Annotated in this window: 10 protein-coding genes; 6 read left to right on the top strand and 4 right to left on the bottom strand. The window is 51.8% G+C overall.

Annotated features, from left to right (window positions below):
- Position 1: 1 nt before the first annotated feature.
- Genes AC55FS_RS05190 through AC55FS_RS05175 form a run of 4 tightly spaced genes read right to left on the bottom strand, consistent with a single transcriptional unit; the run spans position 2 to position 4,218 of the window.
- Positions 2–448 (bottom strand): ATP synthase subunit C, encoded by a 447-nt coding sequence (locus tag AC55FS_RS05190; protein WP_496935011.1) that lies wholly within the window; start codon positions 446–448, stop codon positions 2–4.
- A 10-nt stretch (positions 449–458) separates the two neighbouring features.
- Positions 459–2,276, bottom strand: a complete 1,818-nt coding sequence (locus tag AC55FS_RS05185) for a V-type ATP synthase subunit I (RefSeq protein ID WP_496935010.1) — start codon at positions 2,274–2,276, stop codon at positions 459–461.
- Entirely contained in the window at positions 2,273–2,875 is a 603-nt protein-coding gene (locus tag AC55FS_RS05180) for a V-type ATP synthase subunit D (RefSeq protein WP_496935009.1), read from the bottom strand. The genes AC55FS_RS05185 and AC55FS_RS05180 overlap by 4 nt, the downstream gene beginning before the upstream one ends.
- The gene (locus AC55FS_RS05175; RefSeq protein WP_496935008.1) at positions 2,875–4,218 is read right to left on the bottom strand and encodes a V-type ATP synthase subunit B; all 1,344 of its coding nucleotides are present in this window, start codon (positions 4,216–4,218) and stop codon (positions 2,875–2,877) included. The genes AC55FS_RS05180 and AC55FS_RS05175 overlap by 1 nt, the downstream gene beginning before the upstream one ends.
- A gap of 284 nt (positions 4,219–4,502) precedes the next feature.
- Here AC55FS_RS05175 and AC55FS_RS05170 point away from each other — a divergent pair, with 284 nt between their 5' ends.
- From AC55FS_RS05170 to AC55FS_RS05145, 6 genes are all read left to right on the top strand, one after another.
- Positions 4,503–5,270, top strand: a complete 768-nt coding sequence (locus AC55FS_RS05170; RefSeq protein ID WP_496935007.1) for a substrate-binding periplasmic protein — start codon at positions 4,503–4,505, stop codon at positions 5,268–5,270.
- A gap of 128 nt (positions 5,271–5,398) precedes the next feature.
- Complete coding sequence (lipA, locus tag AC55FS_RS05165) at positions 5,399–6,427, top strand: lipoyl synthase (RefSeq protein ID WP_496935006.1); 1,029 nt, start codon at positions 5,399–5,401, stop codon at positions 6,425–6,427.
- A gap of 193 nt (positions 6,428–6,620) precedes the next feature.
- Positions 6,621–7,313, top strand: coding sequence for a phage tail protein (locus tag AC55FS_RS05160; protein ID WP_496935005.1), 693 nt, complete (start codon positions 6,621–6,623; stop codon positions 7,311–7,313).
- Between the two features lie 173 nt (positions 7,314–7,486).
- The gene (locus AC55FS_RS05155) at positions 7,487–8,203 is read left to right on the top strand and encodes a phage tail protein (RefSeq protein ID WP_496935004.1); all 717 of its coding nucleotides are present in this window, start codon (positions 7,487–7,489) and stop codon (positions 8,201–8,203) included.
- Between the two features lie 26 nt (positions 8,204–8,229).
- Positions 8,230–8,931 carry a phage tail protein gene (locus AC55FS_RS05150; RefSeq protein WP_496935003.1) on the top strand — a complete coding sequence of 234 codons (702 nt, stop codon included), beginning with the start codon at positions 8,230–8,232 and terminating at the stop codon, positions 8,929–8,931.
- Between the two features lie 181 nt (positions 8,932–9,112).
- Positions 9,113–14,971: a DUF4347 domain-containing protein gene (locus AC55FS_RS05145; protein ID WP_496935002.1), complete on the top strand. Its 5,859-nt coding sequence runs from the start codon at positions 9,113–9,115 to the stop codon at positions 14,969–14,971.
- Positions 14,972–15,041: the final 70 nt, after the last annotated feature.

Here is a 15,041-nt window from a genome sequence, read left to right as displayed (position 1 = left end):
CTCAGCCTCCCAGATTACCTGCCAGCACTAGTGCAAAGATAAAGACAAACACACCAAAGCCTTCAACAATAGCGGCGGGCGCAATGGTTAACGCAAATATCTCTGGCTTTTCTTTGGCCGCATTGATGGCCGATGCGCAGGCACGACCTTGCCAGATTCCTGTCATCAGTAACGCCAACCCGGCTAATATACCGATGCCAAATAAGCCGCCAGAATTGCTGCCTAATACCGGCCGCTGCAAGGTAAACATCAATACAATGCCATAAATAACAAAGGATGAAGGCAACACCGACAAGCCAATAAAACGACCGTAGCCAGACTCTGTTTGCATCATGGCACCAATGGCGGCCTGACCTGCCAGAGCACAGCCCATAACACTGCCAATCGCCCCCAAAGCCACCGGTGCAAATATACCTAGCCAGCCAAGAGCCAATACCCACTCATTCATTGTTGACCCCTTAATCTTCCTTTAATTTAAATGGTTGATAGCAAACCCCTTCGCCTGGTTCGCCCCAGTTATAAAATTCAATAAAATTCAATCGAAGTCCGTGTACAACGCCACTCATAATCGCCAACATCAAGTTTACCGCATGGCCTAATACAAAAATCAGCGCTGCGCTTAACACCCCTATACCTGGGCTGCTGTGAAGTGCATTGGCTGCCAATTCATTAAAGGTCAGGCCTAAGGAAGCACTGGCCAGCCCCAAAGCAAACAGCCGCATATAACTCAGCACATCACCAAACAATTTGCTGACATTGGCTAGCGCTAAAACACCGCTGGCCAATGATAACAGCGAAGATTTTTTGGCAATTTTAGTTGACCAATAAACTGCAAACACTATGGCTGTGGCGGCGACAGCTGCCACAACCTGCCAAGCCAGTTGGTACTGGGGTAGTTGCCAGATACCGAGCCCAGCAGTTAGTAGTCCAAGCCAGCCACTGCGCGCCAGCAGCTGCCACCATTGATGGCGGCGTGACCAAGCCATACTCATAATCGCCAGACTAATATGAGCTGCACCAGCAAATACGGATAAGCGCATCATGCTGTCGTAATTGTTTAAATCAATGACTTGCAACTGCGTTAACCAACAATTTGGTGCCAATGCGGTAATGTCATAACCCCAGTAGCTACCGGCCAGAATGCCCCAGGCTAATGCCGCCAAACACAGAGATGCAAACAACTGCCTTAACGTACGCTGCTGCTCGGTGTGAGAATACTTTCGCCAACCGATAGCCAGTGCCAGCAGTAGCAAAAGACTGTAACCAGCATCGGATAAAATCATGGCGAAAAACACCACAAACGATAAATACAAATGACCAGAAGGGTCCCAGCTGCGATAGTCGGGCAACTGATAAATACTGGCTAATAAAGCCCCTGGCCGTAGTCCCTTAGCTGGCTGAAGCCAGGTCGGTGGTTGCTCATTATCTGCCGCTGGTTCTGCACTCCAAGCAAATCCATAGCTGGCTGCAATCTCATCCAGCTCGGCCAAGCTGGCCGTTGGCACCCAGGCCTGAAGAGTAAACACCTTGCCATGACAGCAGGTTTGCGCCATCACAAATTGATACAGAGCTTCGTTATCAGCCGCGACTAAATGACGGCGCAATAACTCGCGAAAACGTGTTAAGCGCTCACGCTCAATTTGAAGATCTTCATACTGGCTTTGCAGCGCCTCTAGCTGCAGTTGCAATTGATGTAACGACTGCGAGCCTAAGTGTTCGCGAGGGATAGGCAGTAAATCCGAATTCGGCTCATCGGCGCTGACCACAATCAGGTAATAAAAACGAGCACTGCGCCCGGCAATTTGCCAAGGTAAAGGTAAATCATCTAATACAGAGCGCATGGTGACCGGCAGGCGGTAAAACCATAGACGAAATAAATCCACACTGGTATTAGGTGGTAGATTAAAATCCCCCCAAGGCTTAAGTGCTCGAATACGCTCTTCTAATGCATCTATCTGATCGCCCGTATCACGTAACTGCTGAGCATTACCAAGGCTATCGTCGATTAGTTTTTTAGCGGCTAACAACGGCTGGCTTTGCTGCAGTAAAGCCTGCGGCCAACGCTGTAATGGTCGACGTGGATGAGGGCAAGATTGCAAATGTTTCATGGCTTCATAAGCGCGCTTATCTTTTGCGCTTAATTGCCGCTCAAATCCCTGACTGCCGTCCTGATTGATAATGTGCAACTGGCCAAACGCTTGCCATTGCCGCAATAAACGCTCGCGGTCCTGCAACGAACCAGCCAGAGAAATTTTACTAAAACGCGCAATACTCACACTTGCGCCTCCAAGCGTTTTTGTTTGGCGATTTTAGATGTCACTACCGCCTCACGAGCCTTATCGTCCAAATGAATCTGAATACGGCGAATGTTCTTTTGTGACTGTGGTATCAGGACCTTATCGAATAAATTCATTCGCTGGGTCACTTTGCTCAACGCAGCTCGTAATGCGTGATGAATCTGTTGCTCGGCTTCAAACTGTAATCGTAACTGCACAGCCTGTTGTAACCAGTGTTGCACATACTCTACCCAATGCGGACGCGACAGTACCGACATAGGTGATATTTCAAACTGTACCTCGGCCAGCCTCTTTATCACCACACCGGCAATATTCTCCTGCTGATACTCAATGGCTTGGATACTTAATAGCGGCTCTAGCTGGATATCTTGGTTGGCAAGCATGGGCACTTGCTCGGCCATCAAAGCGTCGATATCGTGCAGCTGTGCATCAATAGCTTGCATCGTGTCTTCACTGTGTTTTAACGCCAACATGAGCTGCTGACGTTTCATTTCCAGTGACGGCAAAAACTTCTGAAAAGCGGCCAACTGGCGGCGCTCTTTCAGTAACGTGGCTTTGGATAACAGCAGCTGCGCCATCACTGCTGCCCTTGCGGATAATATTTATTCAGCAGTGACTGTTTCATCAGTAGCTGCTCTGGGGAGAAGCAGTCGGCCATGATCTTCCAGCCAAGATCTAACGCCTGCTCTAGCGCTAGGTCTGCCTCCAACGCCATAAAATGCTGGCGAAACAAGGCACCAAACTTTAACAATTGATGATCATAATCACTGAGTTCAAAAGCCATGGCTTGCTTTTGCATGGCTTCTTTAGCACCTGAATATAATCGAATCATGGTATTCATAACCTGGCCATGATCTTCCCGGGTCTGTTTACCTATGACTTGCTGCTTTAGTCGCGATAACGAGCCAAACGGATCAATTTCACCACCGTGTAAATAAAACTGTCCTTCGGTGATATAGCCAGTGTTATCGGGCACGGGGTGTGACACATCATTGCCGGGCATAGTCGTCACTGACAAGATAGTAACAGAGCCCCCTTTGGCATAGTCACAGGCTTTTTCGTAGCGTCTGGCCAGTTGGGAATATAAATCGCCCATATAGCCACGATTAGAAGGCACACGTTCATTGGCAATACCGATTTCTTTCAATGCATCGGCGTAAGCGGTCATATCCGTCAACAGCACCAACACCCGTTTGCCTTCTTCTACCGCAAAGCGCTCCGCCACTGCCAGGGCCATATCAGGAACCAGCAAACGCTCAACAATAGAATCCGATGCCTGGTTGACGAACATGACGGTACGAGCAAAAGCTCCGGAGTCTTCGAAGCTTTGGCGGAAAGAATAAAAGTCATCAAAGCCCAGCCCCATACCACCAAAGACTATGATATCGGCATCAGCCTGATTACCAATCCGCGCTAAAAATGCGTTATAGGGCTCACCGGAAACGGAAAAGATTGGAATTTTTTGGCTTTCGACCAAGCAGTTAAACACATCAATCATGGGTACATTGGTGCGAATCATGCGCGATGCCAGCACACGTCGCATCGGGTTAACCGTTGGCCCTGCAATATCTACTTTGTTGTCGAACTGTAACGACGGGCCATGATCGGCGGCTTCACCTTTGCCGTTAAAAATACGCCCTAAAATATGGTCAGAAAAGGTCACTTGCATGGGATGGCCAAGGAAAGATACTTCGGCATTGGTCGCCAAACCTTTGGTGCCATCGAACACCTGCATCGACACTTGCTGATCACGAATATCAATGACTTGCGCCAAACGCTGAAGGTCTCCTTGGCGAACCACGGCTAAGTCATTCAAACGTACTAACGGTGGCTGCCCAGCTGCTGGCACAGGCACAGATAAACGAATCAAGTCCCCTACCAACTCTGTAACCGAATGGTACGCCGTATTCACCAATCCCATGACCGTTCCTATACCCGATGACGCGCCATAGAATCGCACTTCATATCCACTGACGTCATTGCGTTATGTCAGCGTTTGACCGCTCTTCACTCTTTTGTAAACAAAGACACCGAATCACCATCGCTTACTGTAAAAGGCTCAGCGTGGCACCCAAGCATCGATCAAGACGGCCACGCACAAATCTTGTGGACAATCTCCTACAACTTTCCCCATAGACCAAAACAGCAATCAAAAATCCCTGGCGCTACCATAAATTATCAACTCATCCATGGAGGATGACTGTCATGCGCCTACTACTGATTTTTCTCATTGCGTTGTCGAGCCTGCCAGCTCGAAGCGAAGACAACATGAATATGATCCTAGTCACGGCGGAAAGCCGCCATCATGCCACCGAAGAGGATGGTACCGGGCTCTACTGGGACATATTAAGGGCGGTATTTGAACCCCAGGGTATTCAAGTGGCCTCTTACAATACGTCCTTTGGCCGCGCCATTGGCATGGTGCGCTACCGTCAAGCAGACGCCATTGTGGGTATCTATGAACGAGAAGCTGAAACCCATGGCTTGCTGTTGCCCGACATGCACCTCGATAGCGATGTTGTGTCCGTGGTCTTCAAAAAAGGTCAGATCAGCTGGCAGGGCTGGCAAGCTTTGGATGGTCTACATATTGGCAAAGTACGCGGCTACAGCATTGATGAACGTCTGGATTATGATCTCAGACCTCACCGGCTGCGCAATCACCACCAGCTATTACATTACCTAAAAAAAGGCGATTTGGATGTGGTGGTCAATACCCGTAATAACTTGCGCGTCGACATGCAGCAGGGTCAGCTCGATCCTGAGCAGTGGGAAGTGATTACCGTCGATGCTCGGCCTTTATTTATCGCCTTTGCCAACACTCCACGTGGACGCTTGCTGGCCCAGCAATTCGATGACGGTATGAGTAAGTTGATCGGTACTGCTCAGCTGGGTGCCTTGTATGAGCACTGGCAATGGGACAGCTTCGACTACGACAGCCGCAACAGTACATTGGTAGCCGAAAGGTATCGTTAACCGCCCGTGTGGAACATTTGGCAACACAGCATACCTGTTATGCGACCTTCTGGTGGCTCGGCAGCCAACAGGGCTCATGGTATCCTTAGCCCTGTTTGACTGACCGAGCCGAGGTATCCACAAACTTCATGAGTAACGACTCCACGCCCATTCGTAGTGGGAGTAAGTTCCAAAGCGAACATGGTTTCAGCGCCATAAAAGATGGCATCAAAGCCAACAAAGATGCTGACGCCACTCCCATTGGCCGCAAACCCAAGTGGCTACGAGCCCGTATTCCCGGCGGACAGCGTTTCGAGGAAGTCAAAGCCAACGTACGCGAGCATCGTTTAAGCACCGTGTGCGAAGAGTCCCATTGCCCGAACATGGGGGAATGTTGGAATAATGGCACCGCCACCATCATGGTGATGGGCTCAGTCTGCACCCGCGCCTGTAAGTTCTGCGCCGTCGATACTGGCAATCCCAATGGCTGGTTAGACCAAGACGAACCGGCAAACGTCGCCGAGTCCGTTGAACTAATGGGCTTGCGCTATATCGTTCTAACCTCGGTGGATCGTGACGACCTCGACGATGGTGGTGCCGCCCACTATGCCGCCTGTGTCTCTGCGATTAAGCAACGTACCCCCAAAGTTAAGGTCGAAGCACTGACGCCCGACTTTGATGGCGTCGAAGCGCATGTCGCTAAGGTCGTGGACTCAGGCTTGGACGTATTTGCCCAAAATGTTGAAACCGTTGAACGTCTAACCCATGTGGTGCGTGATCCACGTGCTGGCTATCGGCAAACCCTGGATGTGCTGGCCTTCGCCAAGCGACATAATCCAGATGTGTTGGTAAAAACCAGCTTGATGGTAGGTATCGGTGAAACCGACGAAGAAATTTATCAAACCATGGACGAACTCAAAGCCATTGGTGTCGATATTCTTACCCTGGGCCAATACTTGCGTCCCACCAAAAACCATCTGCCGGTTGATCGTTATGTCACACCGGAGCAATTCAATCACTACCGTGATGTCGGTCTTGAAAAAGGCTTTATGGAAGTGGCCTCAGGCCCTATGGTGCGTTCTAGCTATCGCGCCGATAAGGTATTTGAGCAAAACAACCTCGGCATTGAATTGCCTGACGTACCCGCAGGGCGTATTCCCATCACCACCGTCAGTTAAGCACTGAGCGCACGATGTCAGTTTCGTGCGCTTTTTCCGCTCCGTTAGTGCGATTTCGGATTAAGTTCAAGCTGGCGAACTAGGTCAGATAATAAGCTAATAGGACTATTTTTGCGCACCAGCATGGACATGCAGTAGCAGGCATCCGTCACTGAGTTGCTGCCACTCAACTCACCTACGGACGGAGCTCCATATGACTGTGATCAGCAAAACTGCCATTCTCATGACCGCCATGGCGTCATTGTCCTTCACTACCAGCGCCCAGGCCAACTGCGTACCAGAACCGTATCTTGGCTCTGTGTGTATGACAGCGGCGACCTTTTGCCCAAGAGGATTTGCCGAAGCAAACGGCCAATTATTGGCCATTTCCAGCTACTCCGCGCTGTTTTCGCTGCTCGGCACTAACTACGGTGGTGATGGCCGAACAACTTTTGGTGTGCCCGATTTAAGGGGGCGCACGCCGGTTGGCATCGGCACCGGCCCTGGTTTGCAAAACATTCGCCAAGGTGCCATGCCCGGTCGAGAGTTCATTACGCTTAACTTACTCAACCTGCCCAGCCATACCCACAGCGCTACGGTTTCAAGCCCGGTCACGGTCAATGTATCCATCCCTGTGGTGCCCAACTCGGGCTCCAACGTAACGACGCCCAGCGACAACCAGAATTATCTGGCGGCATCGCCAGGTGGTCCGACTTCAGCCGCCATCTGGGCAGCGCAAAATACCGAAACGGTCGCACAAGTGGGCGGCGTTAGCGCCACTGGCGCTGTTACCGGAGCGGTGACAGTGGGCAACACTGGCGGTAGTCAGTCATTCGATAGTCGTCCGCCACAAGTCGGCATGCGTTATTGCATTGCCATGGTCGGCCTATTCCCACCCAGAGACTAGCCCTAACAGCCCAGGCCGGCATAGCCCGGCCTAACAACGCTGCCAGTAGCGGTAAGGTGCTGTAACACGATTGTTTCCCAGCGATGGGTTCTCAGTCTTTATAGTAAGACCCAAAGTGCCTACAACGGCCCTTATTTGACGGATTTGGGTTGAAGGATCAGGGAGTTCCTACCATGAAGCACATCAATAGCATCGCAATAGCACTCGCATTAACCCACTTCACTCCTGCGGCTTTAGCCTGCGGCGATATGAGCCAAAGTTATATCGGCTCCATCTGCGCCACAGCCAACGCATTTTGCCCACGCGGTACCCTGCCTGCAGATGGCCAATTATTGCAGATCCCTGAATATTCCGTGCTCTTTTCGTTACTAGGGACAAACTTCGGTGGAGACGGAAGAACTGTTTTTGCAGTGCCTGACTTAAGAGGCCGTGTCCCTGTTGGAGTTAACGATAGCGGCGAATGGCCATATGTGGGTACGTGGCGTGGCTTAGAAACAAACCTGCTTACTGACTCAACAACGCCTGAGCATACCCATCAAGCCACTTTTGCCGGCGATACTGCGACCGTGCCGGCACTTCCTTTGTCCGTCTCTATTCCTACCTATGGCCATACCGACGCCACCTCAATCACCCCAAACGCTGATAGCTACCTGACCGGCTCTATAGACTCCGGTCCCGCTTCAGCGGCGATTTGGTCGTCTACACCGGGAAATATTGCCGGCTTCTGGGTAACAAACCACCTGAACATTAAGGCTAGCTTGAGCAGCACAGGATGGGCTGTGCAGATAACACCAAATCACCAGCCCTCATACATTGAACTGTTACCACCACAACTGGGGCTGAAGTACTGCGTGGTGGTTGATGGTCAGTATCCACCTCGTAACCTTTGATTTATCCGATACACAGGAGCGTGTTTATGAAAATCAAAATTGCCCTAGCCACTTGTCTTGTGCCCTGGCTTAGTTATGCCACGTGCAATACCGAGCCGCTAATAGGCTCCATTTGTGTAACGGCAGCTAACTTTTGTCCGGTTAACTATGCCGAAGCAAAAGGACAAGTATTAGCCATTAACAGCAATCCCTCGTTGTTTTCTTTGATCGGCACCACTTACGGCGGTGACGGTGTCAGCACCTTTCAATTGCCAGACCTTCGCGGTCGCTCCAGCGTTGGCATTGGCCAAGGAGTGGGGTTATCTAACGTTGAACTAGGACAAAAACGCGGGTCACAAGAGACCATACTGCAACCAGAACACTTACCCTCCCACACACACCAAGTGATATTCGAGGGTGACTCATCTGACGTGTCCTTTGATCAAACCAGCATAACATTCCCGGTGTACGCTAACACGGGCTACAACTCGACAACACCGGATTCCGGTCGGTTAACAGAATCTCCAGCCTCTGGGCCAGCCTCTGCAGCTATCTGGTCGGACGGTAGCGGTGGCAAGGTAGGCAATATTGAAGGCTATATCAGTGCCATGTCGGCTACAGAGGTCACTCCCAGCGGCACAGTGACCGTCGAAGCAGTCGGCGAATCTGAACCTTTTTATCACCTCCCACCGCAGCTCGGTCTATTGCACTGCATTGCCGTTCAAGGGGTCTACCCCAGCAGAAACTAAACATCTTACAAATGGGTAACAAAAAACAAAGGAAGGTGTCATGAAATTATATATCTGCATGGATATATTCTCAGATCATTAAGCAACAGATATTTAGCTTAAAAGGCTGACTACACTGTCTACAACAGCATAAAAATAATCCACCGTATTTGGGGAAGAATAAGGTATGGGGAGTGATGCCATGCAAACAGGAATTGCAGCGATTGACCCACGGTTAGCTGATGCGGATATTCTTGCCGATGCCGCCAGCGCACAAGGCCTAATTCCAATTTATCTGACTCAAGATGGCGACAGCCTGAAAGGGTTAATCCAACAACTTAAACACCTTGATGTCACTGACTATTTACACGTCTTTTGCCACGGTGAGCCCGGCAAACTGTGGCTAGGCAATACTTGTCTTGACCAACAGCAGCTGCAACGGCGCTATGACGATATCCTGCAACTTGATCAGTGGGTGAGCAGTGGCTGCCTACTGTACAGCTGTGAAACCGCACAAGGACAAACGGGGCAATACTTTATTGCACAGCTATCTCGAGCGCTAAATTGTGAGGTACTGGCATCCAGCCTGGCAATTGGCCAAGGCCCTAGTGGCCCACACTGGCAGCTCGACACGGGCGCCACCAGCTTACAAGCACAAGTTGTTCAGATCCCCAATTATGCTCATACCCTAGCCGCCACCACCCTGACCTTTTCATCTGACGATGGAAACTGGGACACAGACCATATTGCCGAAGATGGCGAAGGCGGCAGTACCGATATCGCCGGTATCACCATTCAGATCTTCAATATTGACGACTCCAGTGGCACTAAAACCAGCAGTATGAACTGGTTTAATAGCACCGATCTAGCCAGCAGTGATGGCTTTAGTGGACTGACCGTCGATTACAACTCGTACTTCACCGAATGGGGCGGTATTGCCGTCAAAAGCAGTGACGGTTCGGAGTTTAAGTTTAATGGCTTCGATTTTTACGATTGGGGTAATCAAACCGGCGAAGCCATGAGTATCGTTGCTTACCGTGACGGCGCTATGGTGGCCAGCAGTACTGTCAGTTTTAATGCCAATAGCAACACGTCTCGTGTAAACCAAGATTTATCCGCCAATTCTTATTATCAATATGTCGATGAAGTGCGGATATATTTCAACGATGGCTCAGGCTATGCCTCCATCAATAACATCATTATTGATGATGCTGTGATACCGAATACCGCCCCGACGCTAGGCGGTACTCCGGCCGACGACAACGCCACCGAAGACGTTGCCACGGCCATTGATTTGTCGGCCTATAGTGTCGCTGATGTTGATGGCGATACCATCACGCTCACGTTAGCAGTCAATACCGGTACCCTTGCCAGCACCGATGGTAACGGTACTGTGGCGGGTGTCACCATTGCCAACTCCGGCACTGCCAGCATGACCCTGCAAGGCACTGCCGCCAATCTTAATACCTACCTGGACGACACCAGCAAAATCCTCTACACCACGGCATTAAATGGCACCACCACCGCCACGCTAACCGTCACGCCAAACGATGGCACGACTAACGGCAGCGCGGATACCGTCAACATCACCATCACCGCCGTTAACGATGCACCAGGGTTGGATGCAGGCCAATCGCCAGCACTCACTGCCATCGATGAGGACGCTGGCGACGATGATGGCTCGGCCGCCGATGGCGATGACGACGCCAGTAACAATGCCAATAACGGCGGCACCACAGTGGCGGCTTTGGTCGTCGATGGCTCAATCACTGACGTCGATGGCGGCGCCGTTGAGGCCATTGCCGTGACCCAGGTCGATAACAGCAACGGTGTATGGCAGTTCAGCACCGATGCCGGTACTAGCTGGACCAACTTTACGGGCACCACAGGCAGCAGCGTCGATATCAGCGCTACTGCCAGATTGCTCGATAACAATGATCTGGTGCGTTTTGTACCGGATGCCAACTACAACGGCAGCGCCACCTTTACTTTTCGTGCCTGGGATACATCATCCGGCGTCGCTGGCGCTACCGCTAATGCCTCCAGCGGCGGTGGCAGCAGTGCGTTTTCCAGCGTGACCGATAGCGCCAGTGTCACCATTAATGCAGTGAACGATGCACCGGTATTTTCCGGTCTAGACGGCACACCAAGCTATACCGAAGGCGCTGCGGCGGTGCAATTGGATGCCAATGCCACCATCGCTGATTTGGAACTGGATGCGCTAAACGGTGGCAATGGTGACTATTCCGGAGCCAGTTTAACCCTAGTGCGCAATGGCGGCGCCGATGCCTCAGATCTGCTCAGTGTGCTCACGGGTGGCAGTTTAACCGTCGCCGGTGGCCCCAACGGCGGAGGTACCGTCACTGCAGGTGGCAATGTTATCGCCACCATCGCCAATACCGGCAATGGTCAGTTACAACTGAGTTTTGCCGACAACGGCACTACACCCACCACAGCACTGGTAAATGAAGTGCTGCAAGCGATTCGCTACAGCAACAGCAGCAATGACCCTGCAGCCAACGTTCAACTGGATTTCACCTTCAGTGATGGCGTAGCCAACGACAGTGGCAGCGTGACGGTCTCCATTACCAACGTCAATGATGCTCCAACCCTGACGGCTACGGGCCAGGACCCCAGCTACATCGAAGGCGCTGCTGCGGTTGATTTATTTTCAGGCCCCAGCGCCGATACCGTAGAAGCTGCCGACCGCTTTGATGCTATGACGTTAACCGTCACTAATGTGTCCGACGGCAGCAGTGAAATATTAACCTTTGATGGATCAGACGTGGCTCTGACCAACGGCAATTCTGTCAACACCGCCACCAATGGCTTGACAGTCAATGTGTCGGTGGTGGGCAGTACCGCCACGGTTTCTTTCACTGGCGCCACCTTGACCAATGCGCAACTGCAAACTTTGGTCGATGCGTTGGGCTACCGCAATACTTCAGATAACCCCACCACCGCCGGCAATAGGGTGGTGACCATTACTGCCATTTCAGATAACGGTGGCACGGCCAATAGCGGCAGCAACTCAGCCACGCCCAATCTAACCTCAACAGTATCGTTGACCGGCGTGAATGATGCACCCGTCGTCACTAACCTATACACCGAAACCAGCCAGGTGGTCGCCGGCAATGGTGCCCAGGCTCTCACTGGCTTTGCCGACGCTGCCGTCGCCAACGTCGATAGCGCCGATTACAACGGTGGCTTTATTACGTTGGCGCAAACGTCGGGCACCGCCAACGGCAACTGGTTCGTCGACGGCACCACAGTGACGTCAGGCGGCGATGCCACCGTCAGCGCAGGTGAAACCGTTCTGGTATCAGGCACCTCGATTGGTACCGTGGACGTCACCGACGACGGTCAAGGTGGCAATGATCTAACCATCAACTTCGGCGCCAATGCCACCGATGCTCGGATACAGACCCTGTTGCAGCAACTGCAGTACGATGCGCCCTCAGCTTTGGGCGATCGCGGCTTTACCCTGACGTTAAACGACGCTGATGGCATCGCCAACGGTGGCGACGCCGATGACAGCGGCAGTTTCACCATCAGCGTCACACCCAACCCACCAGTGATTGGCAACCTCAATGGCGATAGTGTCAATGCTGCCGAAGAAGGCGGTACCGTGCTATTGGATGCCGGCAGCAATGCCACCCTGACGGACGCTGATTCTGCCAACTTCAACGGCGGTACCCTCACCGTGACGGTATCTGCCAATGCAGATGCTGCTAGCGATGTATTGTCGGTGGATACCAGTGGCGTAGTCAGCCTGGCTGGCACCACCGCGGGCTCTAATGTGTCGGTGTCTGGCACAGTGGTTGGCACGTTAGGCAACAATATTGCCGCCGGTAATGACTTTGTTGTAAATCTCAATGCCAATGCGACACCTGCGTTAACTCAGTCGCTGCTGCAAGCCTTAACCTTCGAAGCATCGGGCGACAACCCAGCTGAGTCTACCCGTACCGTCAGCATTACCGTCTCTGATAGCCAGGCCAGCGGTAGCGCTGACGTCAGCGTAGTAGTGACAGCGGTCAACGACGCACCGCAACTGGCCGGTTTAGTCAGCGATGCCAGCTTTACCGAAGACACCGCCGCTAACCTGGATTTATCCGCAGCGACCTTATCAGATGTGGATACCGCAGGCAGCGTAACACTCACGTTAACCGCCAGCGCTGGCACCCTGTCGGCCACTAGCGGTGGCGGCGTTACCATCGGCGGCAGTGCCTCAGCAGCCCTCACCTTGACCGGCACCATCGCCGATATCGATTCTTATCTCAATGGCGCCAACATCACCCATACTCCGGGGGAAAACCTGGCCGGTAACGATGTCGCCACTGTCAGTTTAAGCATTAACGACGGCGGTACTAATACCGCTCTGGGCAGCGTCAATATCGATATTACCCCTGTAAATGACGCGCCTACCGCCGCCGATGATACGGTCAATATCAGTTTTAACGGCACGCATACCTTTGTAGCGGCAGACTTTGGCTTTAGCGACGTTGATAGCGGCGATACCCTGCAATCGGTACGCATCGATACCGTGCCAGCGGCTGGCATACTGACGCTCAATGGCAACCCAGTAAACAATGCTGACGTCATTACCATCGCTGATATCAATGCCACTTTATTACAGTTCTCTCCCACGACAGGTGAGAGCGGAACCGGGTATGCCAGCCTGACATTCAGCGTCAACGATGGCACCGCTTTCTCTATCGCCGGTAATACTCTGACCTTTGATGTCGCTGCAGCCGTTACGCAACCAACAACACCAACAGATCCAAACCCACCCACATCAGCTGAGATTATCGACGGCACAACCGTTGAAAAACGCAATGTGACGGAAAATGGGCAAACAGTGCTGAAAGTAACAATCGACCCCGTTACCTCAACACGACAAGATTCGGACAGCAGCAGTACTTTGGCCGATATTCCGCTTCACTTTGATGCCAACAATGAGCCTGTCACCACGCTAAGATTACCAGAGGGAATCGGCGCCACAGCACGCGCCAATGAAACCGCCATTGACCAAACGTCCTTCCGTGACGCCTTATACTTATTGCGTGATTCGGCACCCGAAAGCGATTGGTTTTCTATGATCAATGGCCTGGATCAATGGCTTAACGGTGTCGGTGCCGGCTGGTTGAATCAGGTGACGTTAACCAGCAACAACAACCAGGCTCCGTCAGAGCCAATCGGGCTAAGTGGCGTCGCCGGAGATAAAACTGAAGTCATGATCATAGACGCCAGCCAACTGCCTGCTGGTACCGTCATTGACCTCGAAAACATCGAGTTTGCCATCATTGTTGGAGATGTCACCGTCCGTGGCGGTGCTGGTAGTAATGTCGTTTTTGCAGGCAGTGGCAGCCAAAACATCGTATTAGGCGCCGATGACGATGAACTGCATGGCGGTGCGGGTGACGATACGATAGGTTCAGAGGGGGGCAATGACCGGTTATTTGGCGATGCGGGTGACGACATCCTGTTCGGAGGCAGCGGCCTCGATACCCTGCACGGAGGTTTAGACCGCGACGTGATAACCATCGATGGCAAAAAAGAGAACTATATCATTGAACGCGACAACGCTATCACTCGCATTACCCCGGTGAATAACCCAGGAGAAACCGATACATTAATTAATGTTGAGCTCGTTCGATTTACTGATCAAGATCTCATCGTTCACTACGATCAGGATCACCAATGGATCAGTGCACTCTACCAGCAACTGATGGGCCGACAAGCAGATGTCGACGGCTTCCAGTATTGGGCTAACTTGGTTGATCAGGGTGCAAGTGTTGGTGATATCGTTAATGGCTTTATTCACTCTCAAGAGTTTACGGATCATTGGGATATCAACCCTGGTCAACTCAACAGTGATCAGACGCTGGAGTTGTATTACAACGCGATACTGGGCCGTGACTCTGACCAAGCGGGGCTTGAATTCTGGCAGCAGTACTTACAGAACGGTGCCAGTCACGACGACGTTATTTACGGCTTTATCTTGTCTGAAGAAATGCAGCAGTACTACCAGCAAGCTGAGCAGTGGGATTTCCTAATCTGATCACGCTTTGCCAATGCTCATTCCCTAATCACATCCCGTGTCGGTATACTCGCCACGGGATGTTTTTATT

Source organism: Bacterioplanes sp. CLAM21, from assembly GCF_059641015.1.
Note: the sequence above shows the minus strand (reverse complement) of the source record. Positions and strands in the feature narration are given on the sequence as shown.

Bases quoted from the DNA above. Each gene is read 5' to 3' on its own strand.
- AC55FS_RS05175 (WP_496935008.1), bottom strand. From the start codon at position 4,218: ATGGGATTGGTGAATACGGCGTACCATTCGGTTACAGAGTTGGTAGGG.
- AC55FS_RS05155 (WP_496935004.1), top strand. From the start codon at position 7,487: ATGAAGCACATCAATAGCATCGCAATAGCACTCGCATTAACCCACTTC.
- AC55FS_RS05160 (WP_496935005.1), top strand. From the start codon at position 6,621: ATGACTGTGATCAGCAAAACTGCCATTCTCATGACCGCCATGGCGTCA.
- AC55FS_RS05145 (WP_496935002.1), top strand. From the start codon at position 9,113: ATGCAAACAGGAATTGCAGCGATTGACCCACGGTTAGCTGATGCGGAT.
- AC55FS_RS05170 (WP_496935007.1), top strand. From the start codon at position 4,503: ATGCGCCTACTACTGATTTTTCTCATTGCGTTGTCGAGCCTGCCAGCT.
- AC55FS_RS05180 (WP_496935009.1), bottom strand. From the start codon at position 2,875: ATGGCGCAGCTGCTGTTATCCAAAGCCACGTTACTGAAAGAGCGCCGC.
- lipA (WP_496935006.1), top strand. From the start codon at position 5,399: ATGAGTAACGACTCCACGCCCATTCGTAGTGGGAGTAAGTTCCAAAGC.
- AC55FS_RS05150 (WP_496935003.1), top strand. From the start codon at position 8,230: ATGAAAATCAAAATTGCCCTAGCCACTTGTCTTGTGCCCTGGCTTAGT.
- AC55FS_RS05190 (WP_496935011.1), bottom strand. From the start codon at position 448: ATGAATGAGTGGGTATTGGCTCTTGGCTGGCTAGGTATATTTGCACCG.